Source organism: Mucilaginibacter sp. P1_A3, assembly GCF_056406855.1.
In genome coordinates this window covers 844430-858178 of sequence record NZ_JBFTZJ010000001.1, presented here as the reverse complement: position 1 = coordinate 858178, position 13749 = coordinate 844430, and the positions used below count along the sequence as shown (strand labels likewise).

At 44.3% G+C, this 13749-nt stretch carries 15 protein-coding genes; 9 read left to right on the top strand and 6 right to left on the bottom strand.

Annotation, left to right across the window (positions count from 1 at the left end):
- Positions 1–12 precede the first annotated feature (12 nt).
- On the bottom strand, positions 13–537 hold the full coding sequence (locus tag AC1D0K_RS03440; protein ID WP_477395372.1) for a YceI family protein: 525 nt from the start codon (positions 535–537) through the stop codon (positions 13–15).
- 445 nt (positions 538–982) lie between these two features.
- Here AC1D0K_RS03440 and AC1D0K_RS03435 point away from each other — a divergent pair, with 445 nt between their 5' ends.
- The 7 genes from AC1D0K_RS03435 to AC1D0K_RS03405 all read left to right on the top strand — a co-directional run bounded on the left by AC1D0K_RS03435 (position 983) and on the right by AC1D0K_RS03405 (position 6348).
- A complete protein-coding gene (locus tag AC1D0K_RS03435; RefSeq protein WP_477395370.1) occupies positions 983–1702 on the top strand; it encodes a hypothetical protein in 720 nt (239 codons plus the stop codon).
- A gap of 5 nt (positions 1703–1707) precedes the next feature.
- A complete protein-coding gene (locus tag AC1D0K_RS03430; protein WP_477395368.1) occupies positions 1708–2478 on the top strand; it encodes an MBL fold metallo-hydrolase in 771 nt (256 codons plus the stop codon).
- Positions 2479–2586: 108 nt separating this feature from the next.
- Positions 2587–3327 carry an SDR family oxidoreductase gene (locus AC1D0K_RS03425; protein ID WP_477441795.1) on the top strand — a complete coding sequence of 247 codons (741 nt, stop codon included), beginning with the start codon at positions 2587–2589 and terminating at the stop codon, positions 3325–3327.
- Between the two features lie 10 nt (positions 3328–3337).
- Positions 3338–4534, top strand: a complete 1197-nt coding sequence (locus AC1D0K_RS03420; RefSeq protein ID WP_477395364.1) for an MFS transporter — start codon at positions 3338–3340, stop codon at positions 4532–4534.
- A 232-nt stretch (positions 4535–4766) separates the two neighbouring features.
- Positions 4767–5552 (top strand): alpha/beta hydrolase, encoded by a 786-nt coding sequence (locus AC1D0K_RS03415; RefSeq protein ID WP_477395362.1) that lies wholly within the window; start codon positions 4767–4769, stop codon positions 5550–5552.
- Positions 5553–5562: 10 nt separating this feature from the next.
- Positions 5563–5922, top strand: a complete 360-nt coding sequence (locus AC1D0K_RS03410; RefSeq protein ID WP_477395360.1) for an EthD domain-containing protein — start codon at positions 5563–5565, stop codon at positions 5920–5922.
- Positions 5923–5928: 6 nt separating this feature from the next.
- Positions 5929–6348 (top strand): hypothetical protein, encoded by a 420-nt coding sequence (locus AC1D0K_RS03405; RefSeq protein ID WP_477395358.1) that lies wholly within the window; start codon positions 5929–5931, stop codon positions 6346–6348.
- A gap of 78 nt (positions 6349–6426) precedes the next feature.
- On the opposite strand, the gene AC1D0K_RS03400 is transcribed toward AC1D0K_RS03405, so the two are convergent.
- Positions 6427–7569 carry an alkene reductase gene (locus AC1D0K_RS03400; RefSeq protein ID WP_477395356.1) on the bottom strand — a complete coding sequence of 381 codons (1143 nt, stop codon included), beginning with the start codon at positions 7567–7569 and terminating at the stop codon, positions 6427–6429.
- A 245-nt stretch (positions 7570–7814) separates the two neighbouring features.
- On the opposite strand from AC1D0K_RS03400, the gene AC1D0K_RS03395 reads away from it, so the two are divergent.
- Positions 7815–9245, top strand: coding sequence for an aminotransferase-like domain-containing protein (locus AC1D0K_RS03395; RefSeq protein WP_477395354.1), 1431 nt, complete (start codon positions 7815–7817; stop codon positions 9243–9245).
- Positions 9246–9319: 74 nt separating this feature from the next.
- Here AC1D0K_RS03395 and AC1D0K_RS03390 read toward each other — a convergent pair whose 3' ends face one another.
- From AC1D0K_RS03390 to AC1D0K_RS03380, 3 genes are read right to left on the bottom strand one after another with little or no spacing between them, the layout of a single operon-like run.
- Positions 9320–10441: an alkene reductase gene (locus AC1D0K_RS03390; RefSeq protein WP_477395352.1), complete on the bottom strand. Its 1122-nt coding sequence runs from the start codon at positions 10439–10441 to the stop codon at positions 9320–9322.
- 9 nt (positions 10442–10450) lie between these two features.
- A complete protein-coding gene (locus AC1D0K_RS03385) occupies positions 10451–10831 on the bottom strand; it encodes a hypothetical protein (RefSeq protein ID WP_477395350.1) in 381 nt (126 codons plus the stop codon).
- A 13-nt stretch (positions 10832–10844) separates the two neighbouring features.
- Positions 10845–11984 carry an alkene reductase gene (locus AC1D0K_RS03380; protein WP_477395348.1) on the bottom strand — a complete coding sequence of 380 codons (1140 nt, stop codon included), beginning with the start codon at positions 11982–11984 and terminating at the stop codon, positions 10845–10847.
- A 240-nt stretch (positions 11985–12224) separates the two neighbouring features.
- On the opposite strand from AC1D0K_RS03380, the gene AC1D0K_RS03375 reads away from it, so the two are divergent.
- Complete coding sequence (locus AC1D0K_RS03375) at positions 12225–12917, top strand: alpha/beta fold hydrolase (protein WP_477395346.1); 693 nt, start codon at positions 12225–12227, stop codon at positions 12915–12917.
- A gap of 7 nt (positions 12918–12924) precedes the next feature.
- On the opposite strand, the gene AC1D0K_RS03370 is transcribed toward AC1D0K_RS03375, so the two are convergent.
- A complete protein-coding gene (locus tag AC1D0K_RS03370) occupies positions 12925–13242 on the bottom strand; it encodes a hypothetical protein (RefSeq protein ID WP_477395344.1) in 318 nt (105 codons plus the stop codon).
- Positions 13243–13749: the final 507 nt, after the last annotated feature.

Genomic DNA, 13749 nt, shown 5'->3' with positions numbered 1-13749 from the left:
CATCATTATTGTTCAGGTTGATTCTCCGGATTTTGTTAGTTCTATTTCCGCACTTACATCTAATCTTTCAATAATTCCCTTGTTATATAACACGCTTAAGCCGCTTTTTTTTAAATCAACTTCCCCAAAAAGATGAAATAATGCCGTTGTTCTTCTGCCTTTGATTTTTACAGTTGAAAAATTGACAATCAGGTTAATTGACGAACTGATCTGCCTAATTTTAAAATCCCCCTCTAATTCCCAGATCACGCCGCTGCTGGCCCGGCAACCACCAACTGAGGTAAATGACATTTCAGGAAATGCCAATGAATCCAATATGTCTGCGGACCTTATTTTTCTGTTTAATTCAGCATCCAGTGTTTCCACTGAAGATACACTGATAATCAGATCAACTTCGGGTTCTTCAAACTGTGCACCTGCGATCACTTGTCCACGAATCTTATTAAAGCTTCCCGACAAATGCCCGATTGTAAAGTAGCTGGCTTTGAAATGGAGGACAGATTGTCGTTCAGAGATATTCCAGATAAATTTTCTCATAATGTTCAACCCCTATTCCAATATTCACACCAATACTATCAGACTAATAATCAAATTATTACAAGGGCGCTGTGAAATTTTGGCGTGATATATCGCTATTTTACCAAATTCACTTCTCCATATTAAAAAGCAAAGACCAGTACACCGAAACGTTTCCTGTTACATTACTAATATTTTCATTTCCCAAGCCACTTTACTGCCAGAATACAAATACCTGGAAATCAATTTATTAACAAGAAACCATATGGATTTATTTGTTTTATTTCGAGAATTCACCAAAACAATCAGTCACGTATCGTTAGGGGTCAAAAAAAATAACATCTCATCCCTCCCGGTAAAATGACGAAATAAGACAGCAAGAAAAATTCAATCCGGAACAACTATTTGATATTCAGCTATTTAAAAATAGGCATATAATTGGCTATTCCGTTGGAAATAAAAAATCATGAATGAATTGATCGACCTGGTAATTGATGCACATGGTGGAATGGCACAATGGGAAAAATTTAACCATCTGAAAGTTCATTTGAAAACAGGTGGCCATATTTGGGAAATAAAAGGAAAATCCGGGTTACTGGCTGACGGGTTTTATGAGGCGAACATAGGTGAACAGCGCAGCAGCTACCATTCTTTACTTGACCCATACCAAATTTCAAAATGGGCGTCAGATAAACTCACCATTCAGAACGGGGAAAATGGTGAAATACGCGAAGTAAAGCATCCGCGATCCATGTTTGACGGTGAACATTTGGAAAGTCAGTGGAATGATTTTCAACCGTATTATTTTTGCAATTATGCCTGGTGGACATACTTTACGGCTCCTTTTAATTTCAAACTTCCGGGTTTTGTTTTAAATGAACTGGAACCATGGCTACAGGATGGCGAAACCTGGCGCCGGTTGGAAGTTACTTTCCCTGATTATATTCAAACCCATAACAAGGTACAGGTATTTTTTTTCGGTGAAGATCATTTATTAAGACGGCATGATTACGCGCCGGATATCCTGCAGTCCGTACCCTCTTCACACTATGTAAAGGATTATAAAGAGTTTAATGGAATTAAAATAGCGACGACCCGGAGAATTTATCTGAGAAACGCTGATGGCAGTTATAGCGCTGAACCTGTTATGGTATCAATTGACATTTTGGATTTTAAATTAAGCTAACAAAGATGAAAACAGCTATTCATGTAACTTACATTGGCGGCCCGACCGTCATTTTTGAGATTGGTGGTTTGCGGATCATAACAGACCCTACACTTGACCCGCCCGGAGATTTTCCTGCCGGGCCTGATTACATCATTAAAAAGCTGTCAGGGCCAGCGCTTCAAGACATTGGAGTCATCGACCTCGTTCTCTTGAGTCACGATCAGCATGATGATAATTTAGACAAGGCTGGGCGTCAGCTCTTAAGTATCGTTCCACTGGTTCTGTCTACGCCGGCCGCTGCCCAACGACTTGGAGGCACCGTCAAAGGTATGCTACCATGGGAAACAATACGTATCACTGCGCCATCCGGCGATGAGATCGCCATTACAGCAACACCGGCAAGGCATGGTCCGGCAGACGTTGAAAAACTTGCGGGAGATGTTACAGGTTTTATGATCGCCATCAACGGTGATGGCGAGTCGGGTATATATCTGACGGGAGATAGTGTTTTTTACCAAGGCGTTGCTGAAGTTGCAGGAAAGTTCAAACCCAAATATGTTATTGTATTTGCAGGGGCGGCAAAACCACGCACACCATTCAGCCTGACCATGGACAGCAACGACGTGGTTGATACCGCTGCGGCATTTCCTGATGCCATAATCATTCCTGTCCATTATGAGGGCTGGTCGCATTACTCTGAAGGGGAAGATCTTTTAACGGGTTCTTTCGCTGCTCTTGGTATTTCAAACCGTCTTAAAATCCTGGAACCGGCAATTTCCACATTACTTTATTAGTACCTGTTTCTCATTTGCAACTAACAAGCCAAATAATCTTATAGTAAATAAGCGGTAAAAAAACAAACTGTTTAATCCGCTTTCACGACACATTTTAAAACCAAATTCATGAAAGATCAAAGAATAGCCCTGGTAACCGGTTCAAATCGCGGTATCGGGTTTGAAACAGCCAAACAACTTGGCGAAGAAGGAATAACCGTAATTATTACTGCACGCCAGCTGGACGTTGCGCAGCGCGCGGCAAGGGAACTGATCGGTCAGGGTATTGATGCTTACGGGATACAGCTGGATGTGACCAACGAGGAAGAGCGCAAAGCCGCGGCAGCCTATATTTCAGAAAAATTTGGGAGGCTGGATATTCTTATTAATAATGCAGGTGTGGCCCCAAAGGAGTCACTTTTCGTAAGCAAAACGCTGGAAACCTCCAAAGAAGAATTTGAACATATCTATGAAACTAACTTCTTCAGTGTAGTTTATCTCACCAGGGAATTATTACCCCTGATTAAAAAGAGCACTTCCGGCCGGATCGTCAATCTATCCAGTATCCTGGGTTCGCTTACGATCCATTCACAACCCGAAAGCCCCATTGCCGGATTCAGGGTACTTTCCTACAATTCTGCAAAAGCCGCGCTGAATATGTTCACCATTCAGCTTGCTGACGAACTTGCTCCGCTTGGCATAAAAGTCAATTCAGCACATCCGGGGTGGGTTCAAACAGAACTGGGGGGCAACGACCAGGCGCCAATGAGTATTACGGATGGTGCAAAGACAAGTGTGGGCCTGGCATTGCTTGGAGAGGATGGACCGACCGGAAAAATGATCCATATGGGTGAAGAAATGCCATGGTAATCTGTACAGGGTGAGAGTATTTGAAAAAGAACATCATGGAATAAGCACAGTGCTTGCATTTGCGCTTATTCCTCTTTCAGGTTTTGCCACGGATATTTATATCCCCTCGCTGCCAGCCATGGCGCATAGCCTGGGGGTAAAATCAACAAATGTACAGCTCACATTGGTAATCTTTATGGTTACTTCCGGACTTGCCCAGTTGTTTGTCGGCAGTTTGCTGGATAGCTTTGGCCGTTATCGCCTTGGGCTTATTTCACTTGCTGTATTTACCCTTTCAAGCTTCGCCATAGCTTGTACTGCTTCGATTGAGCTGATATACCTAATGCGTGCGATCCAAGGGATGACCGTCGCCTTAATTGTGGTTGGTAAACGCGCTTATTTTATAGATCTCTATTCCGGACCAAAATTAAAAAGTTATACAAGCCTATTTTCAATTGTATGGGCAGCATCTCCTATCATTGCTCCTTTTCTCGGCGGTTACCTGGAATACTGGTTTGGCTGGAGAAGTAATTTCTGGTTTTTAGGAATTACAACAGCCGCTATACTGGTTCTGGAAATATTTTATGGCGGTGAATCATTGCAGAACAAGAACCCTTTCAGGTTAAAAAGCATATTGAATATTTATGCTGAAACGTTGAGGGCCCGCGACTACATGGTTGGCTTACTGATGATCTCGATCAGCTACGCGATGCTCGTGGTTTACGGAATGGTTTCTCCGTTTATCATCGAGCATGTTTTTCACCTGCAACCTGTTGTCACCGGATATTGTTCACTGGTTTCCGGGCTTTCGCTGATGACCGGCGGCATTATATCCAGGACATTGATCAATAAACCACTGAATCGAAAACTACTCGGCGGTATTAGTATCCAGCTTTTGCTCTCACTATTAATGGTTGCCATCAGCTATGCTTATAATAGTCTTATAGTACTAATCGTGTTTACTGCGCTTATCCACCTATTTTCAGGGTTTCTATTTAACAATGTATTTGCCTATTGCCTAGGCAGATTTTCTTCATACGGCGGAATAGTAAGTGGCATTACCGGTGGCGGCCTTTTTATATTAACCTCGATAATCAGCTATGGGACCGTCAATCTGATTACGATAAAAAATGCGACCTGGCTGGGCGGTACTTTTCTGTTTTTCGCATCGGTGTGGCTGCTGATTTTTCTGAGCTTTATCAAAGCTTCAAAGAAACAAACCGTTTAGTCTGCATTTTGCAAGACAATCTACACCATGTTCCAATACATGCGCTTACCGACAGTCCCAGGAACGTGCAGGCGGACTAGCTTCACAGATAATCAGTTGGTGGAATAACGAAATAAAACGGGTTATTCTCGGAATTAAATCATAAATAACTGAATATCAAATCCTTGTGTTTTGGTATTACTCTTGTCTTTCATGAGTGAATAAATATTTAATAAAACTTAAAAATTCAATCATGAAAACAGAATTCTTCAAAAAAGAAAAGGTAAGGGCGTTACTGACGATTGCCATTATCTTTTTCTCCGGATTACTTTTCGGCGAAAGTGCTTCAGCGCAGGTTAAAAACATTGTACTTGTACACGGTGCCTGGGCCGATGGTTCGGGATGGTCAGGTATCTATAAAATACTGACTGCCAAAGGGTACCACGTAGATGTCGTAGCTAACTCCAATCTTACCTTTGCCGACGATGTTGCGGCTGTTAAGGCCGTGCTGGCCAGGCAGACAGGGCCAGTGATCCTCGTTGGCCACTCTTATGGCGGAGCAGTCATCACGGAGGCGGGTGACACGTCAAGCGTCGCCGGCCTGGTGTATGTATCAGCATTCGCTCCTGATGCAGGGGAGTCTTTACTTGGCCTTTTAAAGGCTGGCCCTCCAAATCCTGAATCAGGAATTGTGCTTCCTCCGGTAAACGGATTAGTATGGTATGACGTAGCAAAGTTTTCTAAGGACTTTTGCCCGGATCTTCCCGCAGCGGAGGCAGACTTTATGGCTCATGCACAAACTCCATCCGGCTTGCCTACATTTACAACAGTTCTGACAAAAGCTGCCTGGCACAATAAACCGAGCTGGTATATCGTGTCAACCCAGGACAGGATGATTCCGCCTGATGCCGAACGTTTTATGGCCAAAAGAGCTAAAGCAAAGGTTACTGAGATAAAAGCGAGCCATGTGGCTTACATGACGCATCCTGAAGAGGTATCGGCAGTAATCGAAGCTGCGGCAAAAGGTTCAGCAAAATAAGCATTGGGCCATGATCAAACTATCCATACTTGTCCCGCGAAGGTCAGACCTTACGCTCGAAGAATTCAGCGCACACTGGAGGAATATTCACGGCCCCTTATTTTCAAGTCAGCCGGAGGTTAAACAATATGTTAAAAAATATATCCAGGTGCATAGTACCGGTGAATCTCTTGAACAGTTCCCGGTTGCGCCTTTTGATGGCATTGCTGAAATCTGGTTTGAGAAAATGGAGGACATCAACCAGGTTTTTGGCACAGAAAACTACCTGAAAACCATAGCCCCGGATGAAGCCAAATTTATCGACAGGGAGCATATTCTTTGGATATATGCCACAGAAAATGTAGTTATCGATCTTAAAAATCAGCAATAAAACATCATGACAGATCAACTATTAACAGACCAGAATAAGGCTTTAGTCCGTAGTTTCTATGAAGGGGGCACAGACAGTGAAGCCAGAGCATATGGAGAGATTTTCGATCCCGAATTCAAAGTTTCTGCCCCTGATTACCTGCCCTGGGGCGGCACCAGTGATTTAAATGCCTACCTGAATAACGTGCTTCACCAGGTAACTGCGGTACTCGACTTTAAACGTTGTAAGATCGTTTCACTCGTAGGCGAAAACGAATTGGTGGTAATTGCAATTGACATTGGCCTTAAAGGAACCGATTATTCAGTCCGGATCTCAGAGCATTGGTCGATCAAAGAAGGAAAAGCTATTTCTTTATGGGTAGCTTATTATGAACCTCAAAAACTGATGGAACTCATCGAAAGAAATGCGGCGATGAAGCATGCCTGACAAAGCGGGTTTCAAAGTATATTTAAGAAAGAAACACGGATCACCCGTGTTTCTTTCTTTGAATCTTCAACTCCAATATTATGCAGATATTCTTTCTGCTTCATAAAACGGGTAATCGTTATACCCGGGTGCATCGCCTCCATAAAACGTATCCCTGTCATAAGCATTAAGCGGCAGGTTGTTTTTAAGACGGAAAACCAGATCGGGGTTGGCAATAAAATGCCTTCCGAATGCTACCAGGTCAGCGTTTCCCTTTTGAAGGATATCATTGGCTTTTTCGCCGTCAAAACCGCCGGCGGCAATGATGGTGCCTTTGAAAATTTTCCGCAGGTGTATTGCTGCTACAGGTTCCAGGTCTTCTATTTCTTCTACAGAGCCCTTAACGCGCGGTTCAATAAGGTGCAGGTAAGCCAGCCCAAATTTGTTAAGCTGTTCTGCTGCATAGCTGAATAGTGCGATAGGGTCGCTGTCAAACATGGAAGCAAATGTCCCGCTTGGCCCTAAACGTACTGCGACACGATTGGCACCCCAAACCTCAACGAGTGCTTCAACGATCTCCAGCATAAAACGTACGCGGTTTTCAATCGAACCACCATAGCTATCGGTCCGTTGATTAGATCCATCCTGAAGAAACTGATCTACCAGGTAACCATTTGCGCCATGTAATTCTACACCGTCAAAACCCGCTTCTTTAGCTCTTATGGCAGCTTTCCGGTAATCTTCTACCATAGCCTTTACTTCTTCCGTGGTCATCGCCCGGTTCAGGTCAGCCGGCACCCAGCCGGTGGGCGTAAATACAAAATCTTCAAATTCGATAGCGGATGCGCCTATCGGCTGATCGCCATTTGGCTGCAGGCTACTGTGTGATTGACGGCCAACATGAAAAAGCTGATCAAAAATAATCCCGCCTTTGTTATGTACCGCAGTAGTTACTCTTTTCCAACCTTCTACCTGTTCATCGGTGTAGATGCCAGGGGCACCATAATAACCATGACCAGTTTCAGAGATGACCGTACCTTCGGCCACGATATACCCACCCTGGGTAGTACGCTGGCTATAATGCTCAACTAAAAGATCGTTAGGAACAAAATCCGACTCGGTACGCATGCGGGTTAAAGGAGCCATAACTACACGGTGAGTAAGCTGGTATGGCCCTAATTGAACAGGTGTAAACAGGTCTGTACTATTTACAGCTGCTTCAGTATTATTATTTGTTTGCATTTTTAAATGAATAAATTTTAAACTTTAACCAATCGAAATAACCGGGTTATTTCGATTGATCCTCGGGTCAAAGTTCAGGTTTAACAGGACACACAAAAAGGTACAGTTGGCATCAAAAAAAGGATATCAGTTGCCCATTTAACCCTTGTTTATAAATCTGTTAACCAATTGCAATATTCCTTCCTCAACAGGCCAGCCTCCCATTTATAAGGCGTATTTTTGTTAAGTATTTATAGAGATCTTTAATGAGTCACAAAGCTTTCCGCTATGAACAGGTAGTTCGTAAATTAGAAGAAACCATTATCGGCCTTCAGCTGCAACCGGGAGATAAGCTACCCTCTGTACGTAAGGTGAAGGATGAACTGAAGGTTAGTTTAACCACAGTAAACCAGGCTTATGCTATCCTGGAAGCAAAGGGGGCCGTTATTTCAAGGCCGGGCTCGGGCTATTACATCAACTCTTTTAACAAAAATCCGCTGGCCAGATCGGCGGCCAGCAATTTCGCTCCGCTACCTGAGATTGTTGAAGTAAGCAGCATGGCTGCGGCCATGTTAAAAAATACGGTTAAACATAGCGTGATCAATTTTTCTTCACTTGCCCCCATCAATGAATATCTTCCGATTACCAAACTCAACAAGGCCATGCAGGCTTCGGTAAAGGAGGAAAAAAATATTTTTCAATACTCCTTTTTAGAAGGCCATCCCCGCTTGCAGAAACAGATAGCTTTACAGTCATTTGAATGGAAAACAAGCGTTAAACAGGAAGAGATCCTGATAACCAACGGATCAACAGAGGCCATTGGGCTTTGCCTTGATGTATTGACCAAACCCGGGGATATTGTTGCTGTCGAATCGCCAACATACGCAGGCCTCCTGCAATGCCTGGAAAGTAAAGGCCTAAAGGCTTTAGCCATTAGCATGGATCCAGTTACCGGCCTGAACCTTGATGAATTGGAAACCGCATTAGCTACCAATAAGGTTGCCGCTTGCTTGTTTATGCCGGTTTGTCAAAATCCGTATGGCTGCTCGATGTCCGAAGAAAGTAAGATAAAGCTGGTAAATATGCTGGGTGAAAAAGGCATCCCCATGATTGAAGATGATACCCTGGGCGAGCTCAATTTTGCCAAATCAAGACCCTTGCCTGCCAAAGCCTATGACAGTTATAACAACGTGCTCTATTGCTCTTCGTTTTCCAAATCACTGGTTCCCGGTTTCAGAATTGGATGGGTAGCCGGAGGCAGGTATCATGCCGAAATTGAAAAGCTCAAGTTCTCGGCCAATATTTCAACCAATGGATTATTGCAGGATACCATAGGCCGGTTTTTAGAGAGCGGCAATTATCATACTCATATTAAAAAGCTGCGCGAGTTTGCGCAAATTCAAATTATAAAATACAGGAATGCGATACAGGAGTATTTTCCGGATACGGTAAAAATCAGCTGCCCAAAAGGAGGCTACAGTTTATGGATAGAGCTACCCGAAAACTTAAACGCGCTGGTCCTACAGCGTGAAGCACTGAAGTATGGTATCGGGTTTTGCCCCGGCCAAATCTTCTCGGCTTCAGATCGTTATAATAATTGCATCCGGATCAATTGCTGCCCTTTGTGGGGCAACAAAATAGCCGATGCCTTAAAAACACTGGGAAAATTGGTTCACGCGTTGTCAAACGCAAATTGATCATGCAGCCTGCAGAAAAAAAATTACCATTGCACCTTAAAGGCTGCAATGGTAATAAAAGACTGTCTTCGGCTTTATGCCTCGACATACGCTTCGTAAAATGCGTAGTCTGTATATCCTTTCTCATTTCCGCCATAAAATGTTTCCCTGTCGTATGGTGTGAGCGGAATACCGTTCTTAAACCGGAAAACCAAGTCAGGGTTTGCAATAAAATGTCTCCCAAAGGAAACAAGATCAGCATATCCTTTTTCAAGGATGTCTTCGGCTTTTGCCTGGTCGAATCCCCCGGCAGCGATCAGCTTGTTTTTAAAGATCTTACGAAGATGCATAGATGCAACAGGCTCTAAACCATCAGCTATCTCGATATTACCATTTATTCTTGGTTCAATAATATGCAGATAAGCCAGGTCAAGCTCGTTCAAACGTTCTGCAGCATAACCAAACAACGCTATAGGATCACTGTCTGACATAGAATTAAATGTACCGCTTGGCCCCAGCCTTATGCCTACGGCTTCTTTACCCCAGACATCAACCATTGCTTCGAGAACTTCCATCATCAAACGCACGCGGTTTTCCATACTGCCGCCATACTCATCAGTTCTGTGGTTTGTACCGTCCTGCAGGAACTGATCAATCAGGTAGCCGTTTGCCCCATGCAGTTCAACGCCGTCGAAACCGGCCTCCATTGCACGTAACGCTGCCTGATGATAGTCTTTAACCAACGCTTTTACCTCGGCGGTTTCCAGCGCACGGTTTGGCTCTGCCGGAACCCATCCCTGCTGCGTAAATACGAGGTCCTCATGTGGAATCGCTGATGCCCCGATTGGCTCCGCGCCATTGGGCTGCAAGCTCCGGTGGGACTGGCGTCCCACATGAAAAAGCTGGTTGAAGATAATGCCCCCTTTTTCGTGAACAGCCGCCGTCACCTTTTTCCACCCTTCTAACTGCTCATCGGTATAGATGCCCGGTGCACCATAGTAGCCATGGCCGGTTTCATTGATCACCGTTCCTTCAGTAACCATAAAACCTCCTTTGGTCGCACGCTGCGAATAATATTCCACCATCCAATCGTTGGGAATAAACCCGTTGACCGTACGCATTCGCGTAAGCGGTGGCAGTACGATCCGGTGCGCAAGCTCGAACTTGCCCAGCTTAAGCGGTGTAAACAGGGTTACTTTTTTTGATTGATTTTCCATATATGATCTTTATTTAATTGTTTCATTCCCTCCGCCGCCAAATGAGCGGTACAAGCCCGAGGCAGCGGTCATAAGTTGTTTTGCTTTAGTTGCTATTGCAGATTCATTTTTTAGCGAACCGTTTTTTGACGTGAATATTTCCAGGTAGGCTGTCAGACTATTTTTAAATAAAGCCTGGGGATTGTTTTGTGGGATTTGTGCCTCTGTCAGGTGGCTATTAACAAACCCATTTTGACCTTTTAATTGGTCGTGGTTGGCCAGTGCTGCTGAAACTTCTCCTACCGCTAAACACACTGATCGCCTGAACTTACAGACCTGCATTTTTAAGTTGTCTTCCATGATCTCAACTTCCACTGGTTCCTTCTGCTGATTTACTTGTTTTGTAGACATGGGTTTTTCATTATCAGAAATTATAGACTGGAAAATCAATATAATCAGTTTCGTTTCCGCCCCAGAAAGCCTCGCGGACATAAGGGTTTAGCGGGAGGTTTTGCATAAGGCGTTCCGGCAGGTCAGGATTTGACGTAAAATATCTCCCGAAGGCCACCAGGTCGGCGTCCCCCTTTTGCAAGATGGCTTCCGCGCCCTGGCGGTCAAAACCACCGGCAGCGATTATGGGGCCTTTAAATACCTGACGCAGAAAAGAAGAAGCAACTGGCGGCATGCTTTCTTCTATGGTTTCTGTTCCCATCACTCTTGGCTCTATAATGTGGAGGTAAGCCAATCCATAGTTATTCAGTTGCTGGGCGTAATAGCCAAACGTAGCCTCGGGATTTGAGTCAGATATAGAACCCCATTTTCCACTTGGAGAAACCCTTACACCAACCCTGCTTCCTCCCCAGACAGATACGAGGGCTTCCACGAGAGACAATGACAATGCCGCCCTTTTTTCAATCGTTCCCCCATAAGCATCTGTACGTTTATTCGTGCCGTCCTGCAGGAAAGTATCCGCCAGGTAGCCGTTGGCATTATGTAGTTCTACGCCATCGAAACCGGCCTCTTTCGCCCGCTCTGCCGCTTTACGGAACTGATCAACCAGTGCCGGGATCTCATCGGAATCAAGGGCCCGGTGAGGTGAAACAGGCACCCAGCCATTAGCCGTGAATGAGAGGCCTTCAAATGGAACAACCGATGGAGCGATCGGCGCTTTTCCTCCGCTCAGGTCGACATGGGATTGCCTGCCATCGTGCGAGAGCTGCATAAATATGTAAGCGCCTTTTGCATGAACAGCATCAGCCAGTTTCTTCCAACCGGTAACGTGGTCATCTTCATAGATACCCGGCGCGCCAAAATAGCCGCGGCTATCATAAGAAGGATGCACCGATTCTGTAATCATGAAACCACCGGGAGATGCCCTTTGACGATAATATTCAATCATGATGTCGCTGACACTGTCATCGGGGTTAGCTCTGAGCCGGGTAAGCGGCGGGTGCACAACACGATGGCTTAGCCGCAAATCCCCAAGGCGGAAGGGAGAGAAGAGCAGCATTGAATTTGTTTTTGAAGTTCCCATTTGGTTTGCTTTTGCAAGCTGGGTTGCCACTTTAATGCCAACGGCTAAATATTTATCTATCAGTCACATACAAATAATCTCAAATAATTATCCTTTTTATTTCGCTATTTCCCTCACTGTCATATCTGATTTTTCACTAAAAATCCGGCAGTAAAATGACGATATAAGACGACCTTTTAGGCAACAAAGATTAACAAATACCTGATTTCAAACTATTTGTAATACGGCTGGCAAATTGCGACGGTCCGGCAAAGCTTAAATGATTTCATTATGAAAAAAAAATTGAATGTGGTGCTGGTACACGGTGCCTTTGGTGATGGTTCCCACTGGAAAAAGGTTATTCCGTTATTGGTAGCCGAAGGCTACAATGTGAGAGCGGTGCAATTGCCGCTAACTACACTGGAAGATGATGTGAAACGGGCCGGCGATATGGTAGCTGCTATGGATGGGCCGGTCTTATTGGTTGGACATTCTTATGGCGGTGCGGTTATCACCGGTGCAGGTAACCAGGAAAGCGTGGTTGGCCTGGTTTATATCGCGGCTTTCGCGCCTGACGCGGGCGAATCTGCCGGCGGACTTTTGGGTCTGCGTGAAGCGCCTGCGGGCATTGCTTTTGTAAAACCTGATGCCCAGGGGTTTCTTTATGTAGATCCGGAACATTACCATGAGGTATTTTGCCCGGGTGTATCTGATGAGGATGCGCTTATAATGGCCCTTTCGCAGAAACCGATCAACGGGGCAGCTTTCGGAGGGCCTTCAGGCACGCCGGCTTGGAAACATAAGCCGAGCTGGTACCAGGTATCGGCCAATGACCAGATGATACCCCCTGAAACAGAAGCGATGTTTGCCGAAAGGATGAAAGCGCGTAAAACAATAACGCTTGCTGCCGGACATGCCTCCTTGGCCTCACACGGTACCGAGGTAGCTGCCTTTATTTTAGAAGCGGCTGCAAGTTTAGCATAATTGCAGATCAGCCCATTGCATATCGGATATGGCGATTTGTCTCCCGGCAGTCGCCATACTCTTTATGATTATTCAATGTCAATATACCGTCGGTTAACAGGATCCCTTTTTCACCGCTACTAGTTTCAATGATATGCAGGTATTTGAAGGAATAACTGAGGTGATCATATTGCTGATCTTCCAAGCGGAGTGTCACCGAGGCCAGGTCATAGTATTTATCAGTTTGAATACATACAAGGAGATCATCTCCTGCAAACTGAAAGTCCTGCACATACCCCAGTTCATGCAGGGCAATGATTTTTTTGGTTAAAAAAGCGTTTGTCATTACTCTATTTTTTAGGTGATCATATTGGGAAATTAAATGCTGTATAAAAGGTGAAGCGGGTGAACAATATTAGAACAAACCATCGCTGTCCTCGCTTGATCTGAGATGCTGAGGCCTTACATTATAAAACAACGTGACAATGCAGCAAATTGAAATAGCCCTGGTAATCAAAAAGATAAAAGTTTCCATGATGAATTGAATTAGTGATTTGGCTGGCTGTTCCAAAACTTATTCCTTTTCGCAACGGATTGATAATCAGTGTATAATAAATACATCTAATTTTTTCTCAGTGATATATCGCTGATTAACAGCGTTATTTGTCAAAACCTTCCTTCAAATAGCATTTGGCAACGGCATAAAATAACGCGATGACAAAAACAGGGCGTAACTTGCGTTGTTCGACTTTTATCTGTGTCAGGAACCTTTTGGTAAAAAAACGATATATCAAAGCATTTTCTCTTGGCTTGTATGTCTATATATTTGAAATTCAATAGACTATGATATTGG

Coding starts and splice junctions, on each gene's coding strand:
- AC1D0K_RS03430 (WP_477395368.1), top strand. CDS start 1,708: ATGAAAACAGCTATTCATGTAACTTACATTGGCGGCCCGACCGTCATT.
- AC1D0K_RS03400 (WP_477395356.1), bottom strand. CDS start 7,569: ATGCAAACAAATAATAATACTGAAGCAGCTGTAAATAGTACAGACCTG.
- AC1D0K_RS03390 (WP_477395352.1), bottom strand. CDS start 10,441: ATGGAAAATCAATCAAAAAAAGTAACCCTGTTTACACCGCTTAAGCTG.
- AC1D0K_RS03425 (WP_477441795.1), top strand. CDS start 2,587: ATGAAAGATCAAAGAATAGCCCTGGTAACCGGTTCAAATCGCGGTATC.
- AC1D0K_RS03435 (WP_477395370.1), top strand. CDS start 983: ATGAATGAATTGATCGACCTGGTAATTGATGCACATGGTGGAATGGCA.
- AC1D0K_RS03385 (WP_477395350.1), bottom strand. CDS start 10,831: ATGTCTACAAAACAAGTAAATCAGCAGAAGGAACCAGTGGAAGTTGAG.
- AC1D0K_RS03440 (WP_477395372.1), bottom strand. CDS start 537: ATGAGAAAATTTATCTGGAATATCTCTGAACGACAATCTGTCCTCCAT.
- AC1D0K_RS03410 (WP_477395360.1), top strand. CDS start 5,563: ATGATCAAACTATCCATACTTGTCCCGCGAAGGTCAGACCTTACGCTC.
- AC1D0K_RS03375 (WP_477395346.1), top strand. CDS start 12,225: ATGAAAAAAAAATTGAATGTGGTGCTGGTACACGGTGCCTTTGGTGAT.
- AC1D0K_RS03395 (WP_477395354.1), top strand. CDS start 7,815: ATGAGTCACAAAGCTTTCCGCTATGAACAGGTAGTTCGTAAATTAGAA.
- AC1D0K_RS03405 (WP_477395358.1), top strand. CDS start 5,929: ATGACAGATCAACTATTAACAGACCAGAATAAGGCTTTAGTCCGTAGT.
- AC1D0K_RS03370 (WP_477395344.1), bottom strand. CDS start 13,242: ATGACAAACGCTTTTTTAACCAAAAAAATCATTGCCCTGCATGAACTG.
- AC1D0K_RS03415 (WP_477395362.1), top strand. CDS start 4,767: ATGAAAACAGAATTCTTCAAAAAAGAAAAGGTAAGGGCGTTACTGACG.